We start from the raw sequence: 12,933 nt of genomic DNA on the forward strand, positions 1-12,933 counted from the left end.
TTTATCATCTTTGCGCTGTCTCTCTCATATCAGCTCCCTTTTTATACAGGCGCAGCCCGGCGGCTGTCAGAAGAACCGCCGCAGCTGCCACCATAATAAAGAGAAGGGGGCTGCTTGTGTAAACAACTAAAAAGTTCAGATAGCTGCCGAATAGATTGAACAGGATATGAAACAGAATAGCAGGATAGATGCTTCTCCCTAATTTTAAAATGCATCCCAAAATAATTCCTATTAAAAATGCATAAATCCCCTGTATCAGATTCATATGATAGACGCCAAAGAGAACTGCCTGTAACAAATTGGCGGCCCAGAAAGGGAGTGCCTTCCGGAAAAAATGAAGCATCAATCCACGGAAAATCAGTTCTTCACAGACAGGCGCAAGAATTACAGCGTAGACGGTCAGAAGCACCGTCATATCGTTCATGCCGGCGCTCTCAAACAGCTGGTTATAGCTTTCGTACCAGTCAGGCCGGAAATTAGCCACCACAATAATCAGATATGAAGCAATGTACTGCATGGAAACCATCAGGATGAAACACGCCAGCAGCATCCTGGCGTTGAAAATCTGTCCCGGCCGGCGCTTCCGCATCCCTTTGGGAACCGCTGCGATGCGATACCAGGTTCCTAGAAGCAGGATGGTCACCGCGCTGTATAAGAACATAATTTTAGTATTAAAACCGGAATCGAGTAAGATGTTACCAAACGCGTATATGTCAAAACCCCCTGAAGAAAATAAACACATATAAAGAGCTTGGAATAAGGAGCAGATCAGACTGGCTAAGATCTGGATTGCGAATGCAGCTGCCAGCGGAAGCAGCGCCATAAGAAAGTAACCGGCCTTTTTGAGTATGTTTTTAATTAGAATCGACCTCCTTTTAAAGCAAATCTTAAAATGATTCATACTGTATACCCAAAGGGCATCCCGTAACACATACCCCTTCGGGTATAAAAAAGACTGTTGTTTTAGATTTCAGTATATCACAGGTAAATAAGAAGTTCCATATAGAATCCGGAATGTTAGTGTGTTATACTATATTCATTGTTCCGGTTTACAGCACAGCTTCACAACCGGAATCGGCCTGGCCCTATAAAGCCGGTTTGAAGGGGCAGGGTTATATAGAAAATTAAGTGAAGAAAAGAGGTAGTTTTAGTTGGAAGAGAACAGGGAAATTGAAAAAGCAGACAGTGCGGGAAATCCGGGAAAGGATGAGAGACTGGGCAGTGCGCCGCTTGGAAAATTGATCGCCGAGATGGCGGTTCCGGCAGTGGCAGCCCAGATTATCAATGTACTCTACAATATCGTAGACCGTATTTATATAGGGCATATTCATGGTTACGGCGACATGGCGCTGACAGGAGTGGGGGTAACCTTTCCGATTCTAATGGTGATCGCGGCCTTCAGTGCATTTGCAGGCATGGGCGGCGCACCGCTGGCATCCATACAGCTGGGAAAGAAAAATTACGAAGGTGCCGAAAAGATTCTGGGTAATTGCGTAGGATTGCTGCTGATTTTTTCGGTGATTCTGACAGTCGGATTCTTGATATTCAAGACTCCCATACTATATGCATTTGGCGCCAGCGATACAACCATAGTCTATGCGGAACAGTACATAAGTATTTATTTGATCGGAACCATATTTGTACAGTTCGCCGTGGGGCTTAATACGTTTATTAGCGGACAGGGGAACGCCAGGATCGCCATGTTTTCCGTGCTGATTGGGGCCGTGATTAACATCGTGCTGGATCCTATCCTGATCTTTGCAGCAGGAATGGGCGTACGGGGCGCGGCGCTGGCGACGATCATTTCCCAGGCGGTAAGCGCCCTCTGGGTGATATGGTTTCTGACTTCAAAGAAAAGTGTCATCCGTATCCGCAGAAAGTATATCCGCCTGAATGCGAAAACAGTGGGGAGCATAGCGGCGCTCGGCGTATCTCCTTTTATCATGCAGAGCACGGAGAGCCTGGTTATGATTACCCTGAATTCCGGGCTTCAGAAATATGGAGGAGATCTGTACGTGGGCACCATGTCCATTATGTCGAGCATCATGCAGCTGATCGTAATTCCCGTGCAGGGCGCGGCCCAGGGAGTACAGCCGATCATGAGCTATAATTACGGCGCCGGCAAACTGGAAAGGGTAAGAGGTGCTTTTGCACGTATGGTTGTGATATGTTTGACTGCCACGGTTGTATTGGCCGGACTTGCCGTCATAAAGCCGGCAATATATGCCAGACTGTTTACAAGCAATCAGGAATTGATCGCGCTGACCTGTAAGGTAATGCCGGTATATTTCCTGGGAATCACGGTGTTTGGAATCCAGATGGCATGCCAGACCACATTCCTGGCGCTGGGCCAGGCAAAAGTCTCGCTGATCATTGCACTTTTGCGTAAGGTGATTCTGCTGATACCACTTGCTATTATCCTTCCGAAGTTCATGGGAGTCATGGGAATCTACAGAGCCGAGCCGATAGCTGATTTTACTTCCGTGGCTGTTTCAGTGCTTCTCTTTTTCCTTACGGCCAAAAAGATTTTGCGTTCTGACGAAAAAAATGATATGATAGGAAAAGCTTAAATTACAGGAGGGAAGGATATGAGAGAATTTATAGTTACAGTTAACAGTACGGTAGACTTGCCAAGGGAATGGGTAGAAGAGAGGAATGTACCGGTTGTTCCTTTAAAATATACAATCGACGGCGAAACCTATACAGATATGTATGGTCTCACCGGCAAAGAATTTTTTGCAAAGTTGAGAGAAGGGCATATGTCCGTGACCTCCCAGGTGAATCCGGATGAGGCCAAGGCAGCCCTGGAGCCATATTTAAAAGAAGGAAAAGACATACTCCACCTGGGATTTTCATCAGGCCTCAGCGGCACATACAACAGCATGAGGATTGCAGGGGAAGAGCTGGCCGAAAAGTATCCGGAAGCCAAGGTCATCATCATAGACACGCTCTGCGCATGTCTGGGAGAAGGCCTTCTCCTCTACAAAGTGCTGCAGCAGAAAGATGCAGGCAGAAGCATCGATGAGATCGCACGGTGGGTAGAAGAGAACAAGCTGCATATCTGCCACAACGTAACCGTAGACGACCTGCATCATCTGCACAAAGGCGGACGCGTATCAAAAGCCACGGCAATCGTAGGCACCATGGTCAAGATCAAGCCGATCATCCACGTAGACAACGAAGGCAAGCTGCAGGTAATCGCAAAAGAGCGGGGCCGCAAGCGTTCACTGAACAAGATCGTTGAAATGGCCGCAGAGAGAGCAAAGGGCTGGGACAACGACATTGTCATGGTCACACACGGAGACTGCATCGAAGAAGCAGAATACGTGGCGGAACTGGCCAAAGAAAAACTTGGGGCCAAGGAAGTCCTGATCAACAACATCGGAACCGTAATTGGAAGCCATACAGGACCTGGAGTCGTAGCCATCTTCTACATGGGGGAAGAGCGGTAGTGTGAGGGGGTGTGGCTGGTATGGGGACGCCTGCCTATGCCCACCCTCTAGGGAATGGTCTGTCTTCCGGCAGGATGCGCCCAGCTAAGTGAAAGACGGGCATGGGGGACGGCGGGGGTATGTATGCCGTATCAGATGGCTCAAAGTGCGTGTTAGAAGCCGTTAGAGAAAAAACAGGGAACATGGAGGGCAGAATTTGTTTTACCAAAACAAATTCTGTTGCCGCCGGCGGCGCGAATGCATCGGCATTCGGGCCAACTGCGGCAAGTACCTCCATGTTCCCTGTTTTTTCTCTTACGGCTTCTTCACAAACGGCCGCCAACTGAAACGGCATACATACCCCCGCCGTCCCCCATGCCCTTCTTTCACTTAGCGCCCCTTCTGGATCTCCCTCCCCTAGAGACTCATAATCCCTAAGGCATTCATTACGGAGCTGATCAGGATAAGCACCAGTAAGATAGGCGCGATCCATTTTATCATGATTGTAAAAAGTTTTTTACTCTTAAAGGCTGCGCCTTCTGCGGACGCCTCTTCGATGATGGTTTTGGGTTTGATGAAAAAACCAACAAAGATACAGGTGAAGAGCGCTACGATCGGCATTAGGACGCTGTTACTCATAAAGTCCCAGAAGTCCAGTATGGACATTCCGATTGGCTGGATGAAATCCCAGACTCCGAATCCGAGGGAGGAAGGGATTCCCATCAGCAGTACGTAGATTACTACGATGATACAAGTGAATTTTCTTTTCCATTTGAACCGGTCCATCAGGATGGAGACGATTGTTTCCATCAAGGAAATGGCTGAGGTTACTGCGGCAAAGAATACCAGTATAAAGAATACGGTTCCTACAAATCCTCCCATTGGCATGCTCGCAAATACTTTGGGCAGTGTAATGAACATCAGCCCTGGGCCTGCGCTGAGGGCGGACTGGTCCCCGCCGGAGAAGATAAATACGGCAGGAACGATCATGAGCCCGGCAAAGAATGCAATACCGGTATCGAATATTTCAATCTGCCGCACGGAGCCTTCCAGGCTGGTAGACTTTTTCATATAAGATCCATAAGTAATCATAATGCCCATTGCCAGTGACATGGAATAGAAGAGCTGCCCCATGGCCGCAAGCAACGTCTTGACCGAAAAGTCGGACATGTGGGGCATGATGTAATATTTGAGGCCTTCTATGGCTCCGTCCATTGTTAAAACGTAGATAGAGATCCCGATGGTGAGGACTACGAGTACCGGCATCAGGAACTTACTGACAGTTTCAATTCCCTTTTCAACACCTAAAATCACTACAACCGCCGTGAAAACAACGAATAATGCAAACCATAGTATGGGGCTCCTGACTCCGCCGATAAATGTGGTGAAATAGTCATCTCCTGCGGCTGCTTTTGTTCCCCCTGTTACAAACGTAGCAAAATACTTGATCACCCATCCGCCGATAACGGAATAGTAGGGTAGTATGATGATCGGTACCACAGCGGCCAGGACTCCGAGAAATCCAAAGCGTTTATCAAGCTTTTTAAAAGCTCCGATTGCACTCAGGCCTGTCTTGCGGCCGAGGGCAATTTCGGCAACCATAAGGGTAAAACCGAAAGTTATGGCTAGGATAATATAGCATAATAAAAATGTTCCTCCGCCATATTTGGCTACGAGATATGGGAAACGCCATATGTTTCCGAGACCTACAGCAGAACCGGCGGCAGCCAGAATAAAGCCGATTTTACTGGTGAAATTACTTCTGTTTTCGTTCATTTGATAAAAAAACCTCCTCATTTTGACCCGTAATATTAGACACTAATGGCTATATTATGACATGAAGCCCGGCTGTTGACAAGTGAAATTAACCAATTCCACCGTAAAAAATTCCAAGAATATATACAAGAACGGCAACACCGCAGAATACGTATTTGGTCATGGGCTCGAACCATTTGCCGACCATTTTCTTTCTGCCCGTCTGAACGGATTCCCGGGCAAAACCTCTGCGGCAGACCCAGAACATCGTGATTCCTGCCAGGAGGGCGCCGAGCGGAATAACATAGATCGATATGGTATCCATCCAGATGCTGAGCAGGTCACCTTCTACAAAGATACCGATGCCGAGTGTAATCACTCCGATGATGGCAATCGACTTTACACGGGAAAGTCCAAAACGGCTCTGCAGAGCTTCCACGGGGCTTTCCAGAAGGTTCATCAGGGAGGTAACCCCTGCACAGAGCACCGCAAAAAAGAATACCACGGCAAACAGGCGGCCGAAAGGAAGGCTCCTGATGACCGCCGGGATCGTAACAAACAGAAGCCCGGGACCGGAATCGGGAGACATGCCGTAAGCGAAAACTGCCGGGATAATAACGATTCCGGCCAGAAGCGCGGCCAGCGTATCAAAGACAGCCACATTTTTTGCACAGCTGATGATGTCCACGTCCTTTTTCAGGTAGCTTCCGTATACAACCGTGCCGCTGCCTGCAAGGGAAAGGGAGAAGAATGCCTGTCCCATTGCAAAAACCCAGGTCTTTGGATTGGCCATGGCTCCCCAGTCCGGTTTGAATAAATAAGCATACCCCGAAAAGGATCCTGGCAGCATGGCAACGCGTACTGCCAGAAAGATAAACAGTATAAAAAATGCAGGCATCATGACCTTATTGATTTTTTCGATTCCGTGTGAGATGCCAAAGGACATACAGACCAGGACAATCAAAAGCCCCAGAAAATGCCAGGGTATACTCCCGAAATCCTGCGCCAGCGCTCCGAAGACCTCTCCCGGTTCCCGGGAACCCAGAATGTCCCCTGTTATAGAAGAGAAAAGAAAACGCAGGATCCATCCGATGACAACACTGTATCCAATGGCAATCCCAAGGGAGCCGATGACTGGAATCAGCCCCACCAGGCTTCCAAGACCCGGTGCATTTCTCTGCGCGAATCCTTTTTTGAAAGCGCCCAACGGCCCGGACTGCATTGCGCGCCCGAAAGCCATCTCACCAATCACGCCGGTCAGGCCGATCAGCACAACAAACAGGATATAAGGAATTAAAAATGCAAATCCGCCGAATTCTCCGATTCGATAGGGAAAGAGCCAGATATTGGCCATGCCGACGGAACTCCCGATACAGGCAATGATAAATCCCCATTTATTTTTGAATTTGTCTTCTGACGGCTTGCTCTTTGCCCCATTTTGCTGTAAACTACTCATAGTTATTCCTCTTTTCTGTAAAAGTAGCAATATTATAACATAGTTTATCGGAAAAATTAAGAGGAAATCTATTGACATTCACCTGAAAATGTGATAGATTATAACCTGCGTGAGGCAAAAAATAAAGTAGAGTATCCACTCTCACCATAGCACAATCGGGTGACTATTGGTTTGATATTGAAACATTTACACGGTCATTGGCTGTGTATGTCAATATGCGGGTGGAGATGTTCACTCGTTTTTTTAATTTTATAGGAAATCAGATCCTATGAAACGGTTTGCTTTCGCGGAAGAACCTGAAGGAAATTCATTTGATGGAGGTATACAACAATTAGCGATTTAATGATTAATGAGCAGATCAGAGACAAAGAAGTTCGTCTGGTTAGTGAGGATGGGGAACAGTTAGGAATTATGTCATCCAGAGAGGCCCTGAAGATGGCCATGGATGCGGAACTTGATTTGGTGAAGATTGCACCGATGGCGAAACCGCCGGTCTGCAAGATTATTGATTATGGCAAATTTAAATACGAGCAGACACAAAAAGACAAGGAAGCTAAGAAAAAGCAGAAGACTGTTGAGTTAAAGGAAGTGCGTCTGTCACCTAATATCGATACGAATGACCTGAATACAAAGGTTAACAATGCAAAGAAGTTTATCGCAAAAGGTAACAAAGTCAAAGTGACACTGCGTTTCCGTGGAAGAGAGATGGCTCATATACAGCAGAGCAGACATGTTCTGGACGATTTTGCACGGATGCTTTCAGATATTGCGGTTATTGAGAAACCTGCAAAACTTGAAGGAAGAAGCATGAGCATAGTTTTAACTGAAAAACGTTAAAAATATATTATTACGGGTGTTTATACACTCAGTAAACGCACAATGAAGGAGGAAATACATCATGCCAAAAATCAAAACGAATAGAGCGGCAGCAAAGCGCTTCAAAGTAACAGGTACAGGGAAACTGAAAAGAAATAAAGCATATAAGAGCCATATCTTAACAAAGAAGTCTACAAAGAGAAAAAGAAATCTCAGACACCCGGCTATCACAGATGCTACAAATGTAAAAAACATGAAGAAAGTATTACCATATCTGTAAGATTTGGAAGTTGATGAAGGAGGATTAAGAAATGGCAAGAGTTAAAGGCGGTATGAACGCTAGAAAAAAACATAACAGAACCTTAAAGTTAGCAAAAGGATACAGAGGAGCACGTTCCAAACAGTACAGAGTTGCAAAACAGTCTGTAATGAGAGCGCTTACATCATCTTATGCAGGAAGAAAACAGCGCAAACGTCAGATGAGACAGTTATGGATCGCTCGTATCAATGCTGCAGCAAGAATGAATGGATTATCATACAGCAAGTTCATGCATGGACTGAAACTGGCTGAAGTGGATATGAATAGAAAGATGCTGGCTGAACTGGCAGTAAGCGACAAAGAAGGTTTCGCTACACTGGCAGAGGTTGCAAAAGCAAAGATTGCATAGTAAAATAATACTATGAAGCCCGAACCCCCTAGGGACTCGGGCTTTTTTCATTTTCTATGTGGGATTTGGATGGACAGGAGATGTTTGTATGAGAAATCATGAAGTTACAACAAAGCAGCCTTTATTAAATGAAGACGGAAGCCTGAGGGAACCAGGATGGTCCAGGCAGCTTATCCAGGAATATAACCGAAACCAGATTAGAGCGTCCAGGCTTCGGATCAAAGAATGGGATTATTATTTGGTGCTGAACCAGGACTTCGCAGTGGCATTTACGCTATCGGACGATGGGTATATAGGCCTTCAGTCAGTCTCTCTTCTGAATTTTAAAGGAGGATGGGAACACACGGAGACAATTCTAAATAAATTTCCCATGGGGAAGATGAAGATGCCATCCACTTCGTCAGAAGGAAATATCCGTTACAAAGATAAACGTCTGAAGATGGAATTCTGCGTGGAACCCGGAAAGCGGACGATTATCTGTGATTTCAAGGACTTCTGGGACGGAAAGCCCTTATACTGTGAGATAACACTTTCCCAGCCACCGATGGACACAATGGTTATCGCCACGCCCTGGAAGAACAAAAAGACGGCCTTTTATTACAACCAGAAAATAAACTGTATGCGTGCCGAAGGATCCGTGACGTTTGACGGAACCACCTACTGGTTCAGCCCGGAGACGGATTACGGAACCCTGGACTGGGGACGCGGCGTATGGACCTATGACAACCGCTGGTACTGGGGGTCAGGAAACGGAACCGTGGGAGGAAGGCCCTTTGGTTTTAATATAGGTTATGGATTCGGCGACACGTCTGCAGCAACGGAAAATATGCTGTTCTATGACGGCGTATGTCATAAGCTGGATGATGTAACATTTCACATTCCAAAGGACGATTACATGAAGCCCTGGCGTTTTACATCCAGCGATGGCAGGTTTGAGATGGACTTCGAGCCGGTATTGGATCGGGCGGCCAAAATATCAGCGTTGGTAATTGCCTCTGACCAGCATCAGGTCTTTGGAAAGATGAGCGGCAGGGCTGTACTGGATAACGGGATGTTTATCGAATTAAAAGACTTTATGTGCTTTGCGGAAGATGTGCATAATCGCTACTAAATCGGGATTTAGCGACGAGCTTTAGTTTCGGCGCGGATGGGGACGCTCCATAAAGGGATAGCCGAAAACCTCCCGGAGAACATCCATGTCCTTTCAAAAACGCGGCCGCGGACCTAAGAAATTCTAGGCGGGAAACAGCCCTGAAAATGGAGCACCACTGACACATCACGAGAAATCCGATGATTTCTCGCGCTGGGTCAGCTGATTTTTGGATTCGGAATCCAAAAATCTCTCCATTTTCAGGGCTGTTTCCCACCAAGAATTTCTAAGGTTCGCTTTGAGCGTTTTTGAAAGGACATGGATGTTCTCCGGGAGGTTTTCAGCTATCCCTTCATGGAGCTGGTGCATCCGACCGGCAGGAAAAAGCTCGTTTCTAAGGAGGGGCCTCAAACGGGGGCAGCGTATGGATATAGAATTGGCTGTTTTTTTATGTCCCCAGTAGGTGTATATAAGTAAGGTGATACGGCTTCCAGTTCATACATATCTGGAAGATGAAAAGACACGCATAGCCAATCCACATCCGCTGCCCTGGTCCGGCCTCCCTGTCATGAAGCGTCCCCATCCGTCGACTAGGCTAAAGCTAGCCGACTAAATCCCGATTTAAAAAAAAGTATTGACATTTGAAAGTTCCCGTAGTAAAGTATTTATCAAACCTATGAGGAAGAGCAAGTACCTTTTGTACTTACCACACAGAGAGCTGCAGGCGGTGGGATTGCGGCAGGACAAGACAGATGGGAATGGGCTTCTGAGGGCGAACTGAAAGTTACAGTAGGTGAGCCGGAGAGAGTACTCCGTTAACAAAGTCAGCATATGTTAGTATGCATGAGAGGATGCGTTCGCCGCATCAAGCTGGGTGGCACCGCAGGAGTTTTGATGATTCATACTCTTGTCCCTGCAATAATTTATTGTGAGGGATAGGAGTATTTTTTGTGCAGATAAAAAGGCTTATCCCTAAAAGAAGAAAGGAGATTTATAAAATGAGTGAAAACAAAATTCCCTACAAGATTTATCTGGAAGAGAGCGAGATGCCGAAGGAGTGGTACAATGTCAGGGCCGATATGAAGAATAAGCCGGCCCCGCTTCTGAATCCGGGGACTTTAAAGCCTATGACCGCTGAAGAACTGGGGGTTGTATTCTGTGAAGAACTGGTGAAACAGGAACTTGATAATGACAACCGTTATATTGAGATTCCGGAGAAAATACGGGATTTTTATAAGATGTACCGCCCGGCTCCACTTGTCAGGGCATACTGCCTGGAGGAGAAGCTGCAGACTCCGGCGAAGATTTACTATAAGTTCGAGGGAAATAATACAAGTGGAAGCCATAAACTGAATTCTGCGATTGCGCAGGCCTTTTATGCAAAGGATCAGGGCCTCAAAGGTGTGACAACAGAAACAGGCGCAGGCCAGTGGGGAACAGCCCTCTCTATGGCTTGCTCCTATCTGGATCTGGATTGTAAAGTATACATGGTAAAATGTTCATACGAACAGAAGCCGTTTAGAAGAGAAGTGATGCGGACATATGGGGCAAGTGTAACACCGTCTCCATCCGAGACAACGGAGGTCGGAAGGAAGATCCTGGCCGAGCATCCGGGCACTTCAGGAAGCCTGGGATGCGCGATTTCCGAGGCTGTGGAAGTGGCAACACATTCGGAAGGATACAGATATGTGCTGGGAAGCGTATTGAATCAGGTACTGCTCCATCAGTCCATCATCGGTGTGGAAGCGAAGATTGCTATGGACAAATATGGAATCAAACCGGATGTTATCATCGGATGTGCCGGAGGCGGTTCCAATCTGGGAGGTCTGATCTCACCGTTTATGGGAGAGAAACTCAGGGGAGAGGCTGATTATCAGTTTATCGCTGTTGAGCCGGCATCCTGCCCAAGCCTGACCCGTGGCGTATTTGCATATGATTTCTGCGATACAGGCATGGTTTGCCCCCTGGCTAAGATGTATACTCTGGGAAGCGGCTTCATTCCATCTGCGAACCACGCAGGAGGCCTGAGATATCATGGAATGAGCTCCACTCTGTCACAGCTGTACCACGACGGATACATGGAGGCGCGTTCTGTTGAGCAGACATCCGTATTCGAGGCCGCAGAGCAGTTCGCACGGGTAGAGGGCATCCTTCCTGCACCGGAGAGCAGCCATGCAATCAAGGTTGCTATTGACGAAGCAATGAAGTGCAAGGAGACGGGAGAAGAGAAGACCATTCTGTTCGGACTGACTGGAACCGGATATTTTGATATGCTTGCATATGAAAAATTCCATAACAATGAAATGACCGATTATATTCCTACGGATGAAGATCTCCAGACAGGGTTTGATGGAATTCCCAAATTTGAGGGAAATATGGCATAAAAAGATTTTAACTCAGTAATCCCTCCAAGTCCCGTAAATACAGGGGTTGGAGGGATTACGTTAACAAATTTTCAAAATTATACAAAAAATTTACAAAAATCTGTTGACATTTGCGGAAATAAATAGTAAGATATCATTCGTAGCGCGGTTGAGATACAGCACTACAAAATGCGGAAGTGTCGGAACTGGCAGACGAGCAAGACTAAGGATCTTGTGAGCAATGCGCTCGTGTGGGTTCAAGTCCCATCTTCCGCAGTACATGGAAAGCCTTGCAGATGCAGGGCTTTTTGTTATTTACAGAAAGCTTTCCTGGTAGAGGGGGAAGCTCTTTTTATTTGGTTTGACATCAACCTTTGCTTAAGTGGATAATTCACATAAATGGGAGATTACTGTATCGTGTTAATAGGCGTATACTTAAGGAACAATTAGTAAAGGAACTTCCCAAAGCTCCTAATGCGCTTGGTCGCAAGATAAAGGCTTTGAAATCCTTATTTCTGAAATGTGGGATTATAATTGAAATAGGGACTATACCCATATTTCTTGAAGGGAACGTATAAATAAAAGGACAGAGTACTAAATGAAACTGCCCTGTACTTTTATTGAATTTCAGTCGGCAATGCGATATAATGTGATCAAAGAAATGTCTGACAAAATGGAGGTGATATGTTGAAAATTATATTTGAAAAGGACGCAGCAAAACATATCAGTAAAATGGATAAGCCTTCCAAAACCAGAATTAAACAAGCGATTGATAAACTGCCTGCCGGAGATGTGAAAAAGCTTCAGGGATTCGTACATGACTATCGCTTAAGAATTGGGGATTTAAGAGTACTATTTTCCGTTGAAGAGGATACAATAATTATTAAAGATGTGCTGCCCAGAGGACAAGTATATAAAAGAATATAAGAGGTGATGATTATGAGCAAAGAGATGCTAAAAGGCTTGATTGACTTAATAGATGAGGAAGATATGGAGACGATTTTTCGTGTACTGGTAAGATTCGTACCGGCGGATAAGCCGATGCCCGATGAAGTCGAAGCAATTCAACGGGCAAATAATAGTATTGCCGAACAAGGCACCGTATCCTATGACGAGATTGATTGGAATTGACAAGGGTGTGATATATATCATGATTAGAGAACCGTTTGACTATACAGAGTGGCAGGAAGGTTTATTCAGTGGTATGTCTATACATCAACAATGTCATCAACGAGCAACTGTTGGAATAACATGTACAGGAAACATGGGACTAAGGATCTTGTGAGCAATGCGTTCGTGTGGGTTCAAGTCCCATCATCCTCATTAAAGGTGAATAGCTGAAAGTCTTTGTTTA

The 12,933-nt window shown here is 46.0% G+C and carries 12 protein-coding genes and 1 tRNA gene; 10 read left to right on the forward strand and 3 right to left on the reverse strand.

Annotation, left to right across the window (positions count from 1 at the left end; all coding sequences use genetic code 11):
• Positions 1-4: 4 nt before the first annotated feature.
• On the reverse strand, positions 5-901 hold the full coding sequence (locus BN1938_RS19615) for a type II CAAX endopeptidase family protein (RefSeq protein WP_050642144.1): 897 nt from the start codon (positions 899-901) through the stop codon (positions 5-7).
• Positions 902-1,151: 250 nt separating this feature from the next.
• Here BN1938_RS19615 and BN1938_RS19620 point away from each other — a divergent pair, with 250 nt between their 5' ends.
• The gene (locus BN1938_RS19620) at positions 1,152-2,570 is read left to right on the forward strand and encodes an MATE family efflux transporter (RefSeq protein WP_330377736.1); all 1,419 of its coding nucleotides are present in this window, start codon (positions 1,152-1,154) and stop codon (positions 2,568-2,570) included.
• Between the two features lie 18 nt (positions 2,571-2,588).
• Positions 2,589-3,452: a DegV family protein gene (locus tag BN1938_RS19625; protein ID WP_050642145.1), complete on the forward strand. Its 864-nt coding sequence runs from the start codon at positions 2,589-2,591 to the stop codon at positions 3,450-3,452.
• A gap of 396 nt (positions 3,453-3,848) precedes the next feature.
• Here the strand turns inward: BN1938_RS19625 and BN1938_RS19635 are convergent, their stop codons facing one another.
• Together BN1938_RS19635 and BN1938_RS19640 are read right to left on the reverse strand one after the other, a co-directional pair.
• Positions 3,849-5,207 (reverse strand): sodium-dependent transporter, encoded by a 1,359-nt coding sequence (locus BN1938_RS19635; protein WP_050642147.1) that lies wholly within the window; start codon positions 5,205-5,207, stop codon positions 3,849-3,851.
• 88 nt (positions 5,208-5,295) lie between these two features.
• Entirely contained in the window at positions 5,296-6,642 is a 1,347-nt protein-coding gene (locus tag BN1938_RS19640; protein ID WP_050642148.1) for a sodium-dependent transporter, read from the reverse strand.
• A gap of 342 nt (positions 6,643-6,984) precedes the next feature.
• Here BN1938_RS19640 and infC point away from each other — a divergent pair, with 342 nt between their 5' ends.
• From infC to BN1938_RS19685, 8 genes are all read left to right on the forward strand, one after another.
• Positions 6,985-7,479, forward strand: coding sequence for a translation initiation factor IF-3 (infC, locus tag BN1938_RS19645; protein WP_025657354.1), 495 nt, complete (start codon positions 6,985-6,987; stop codon positions 7,477-7,479).
• Between the two features lie 61 nt (positions 7,480-7,540).
• On the forward strand, positions 7,541-7,738 hold the full coding sequence (gene rpmI, locus BN1938_RS19650) for a 50S ribosomal protein L35 (RefSeq protein WP_009004123.1): 198 nt from the start codon (positions 7,541-7,543) through the stop codon (positions 7,736-7,738).
• A gap of 31 nt (positions 7,739-7,769) precedes the next feature.
• The gene (gene rplT, locus BN1938_RS19655) at positions 7,770-8,126 is read left to right on the forward strand and encodes a 50S ribosomal protein L20 (RefSeq protein ID WP_025657355.1); all 357 of its coding nucleotides are present in this window, start codon (positions 7,770-7,772) and stop codon (positions 8,124-8,126) included.
• 88 nt (positions 8,127-8,214) lie between these two features.
• Positions 8,215-9,237 carry a DUF2804 domain-containing protein gene (locus BN1938_RS19660; protein WP_050642149.1) on the forward strand — a complete coding sequence of 341 codons (1,023 nt, stop codon included), beginning with the start codon at positions 8,215-8,217 and terminating at the stop codon, positions 9,235-9,237.
• Positions 9,238-10,214: 977 nt separating this feature from the next.
• A complete protein-coding gene (locus BN1938_RS19665) occupies positions 10,215-11,600 on the forward strand; it encodes a TrpB-like pyridoxal phosphate-dependent enzyme (protein ID WP_050642769.1) in 1,386 nt (461 codons plus the stop codon).
• Between the two features lie 170 nt (positions 11,601-11,770).
• Positions 11,771-11,855: transfer RNA gene (locus BN1938_RS19670), tRNA-Leu, on the forward strand.
• Between the two features lie 408 nt (positions 11,856-12,263).
• Positions 12,264-12,506, forward strand: a complete 243-nt coding sequence (locus BN1938_RS19680; RefSeq protein WP_187376328.1) for a type II toxin-antitoxin system RelE family toxin — start codon at positions 12,264-12,266, stop codon at positions 12,504-12,506.
• 12 nt (positions 12,507-12,518) lie between these two features.
• Positions 12,519-12,710: a hypothetical protein gene (locus tag BN1938_RS19685; RefSeq protein ID WP_050642151.1), complete on the forward strand. Its 192-nt coding sequence runs from the start codon at positions 12,519-12,521 to the stop codon at positions 12,708-12,710.
• The last annotated feature ends 223 nt before the right edge of the window (positions 12,711-12,933 follow it).

Origin of the sequence: Eubacterium sp. SB2, assembly GCF_001244405.1 — a bacterium.
In the GTDB taxonomy this organism is placed as follows: domain Bacteria; phylum Bacillota; class Clostridia; order Lachnospirales; family Lachnospiraceae; genus Faecalicatena; species Faecalicatena contortus_B.

What these genes read in the sequence shown, in the direction of transcription:
- BN1938_RS19660 (WP_050642149.1), top strand. Translation starts at nt 8,215, where the DNA reads ATGAGAAATCATGAAGTTACAACAAAGCAGCCTTTATTAAATGAAGAC.
- infC (WP_025657354.1), top strand. Translation starts at nt 6,985, where the DNA reads ATGATTAATGAGCAGATCAGAGACAAAGAAGTTCGTCTGGTTAGTGAG.
- BN1938_RS19640 (WP_050642148.1), bottom strand. Translation starts at nt 6,642, where the DNA reads ATGAGTAGTTTACAGCAAAATGGGGCAAAGAGCAAGCCGTCAGAAGAC.
- BN1938_RS19680 (WP_187376328.1), top strand. Translation starts at nt 12,264, where the DNA reads ATGTTGAAAATTATATTTGAAAAGGACGCAGCAAAACATATCAGTAAA.
- BN1938_RS19635 (WP_050642147.1), bottom strand. Translation starts at nt 5,207, where the DNA reads ATGAACGAAAACAGAAGTAATTTCACCAGTAAAATCGGCTTTATTCTG.
- BN1938_RS19685 (WP_050642151.1), top strand. Translation starts at nt 12,519, where the DNA reads ATGAGCAAAGAGATGCTAAAAGGCTTGATTGACTTAATAGATGAGGAA.
- BN1938_RS19665 (WP_050642769.1), top strand. Translation starts at nt 10,215, where the DNA reads ATGAGTGAAAACAAAATTCCCTACAAGATTTATCTGGAAGAGAGCGAG.
- BN1938_RS19615 (WP_050642144.1), bottom strand. Translation starts at nt 901, where the DNA reads ATGAATCATTTTAAGATTTGCTTTAAAAGGAGGTCGATTCTAATTAAA.
- rpmI (WP_009004123.1), top strand. Translation starts at nt 7,541, where the DNA reads ATGCCAAAAATCAAAACGAATAGAGCGGCAGCAAAGCGCTTCAAAGTA.
- rplT (WP_025657355.1), top strand. Translation starts at nt 7,770, where the DNA reads ATGGCAAGAGTTAAAGGCGGTATGAACGCTAGAAAAAAACATAACAGA.
- BN1938_RS19625 (WP_050642145.1), top strand. Translation starts at nt 2,589, where the DNA reads ATGAGAGAATTTATAGTTACAGTTAACAGTACGGTAGACTTGCCAAGG.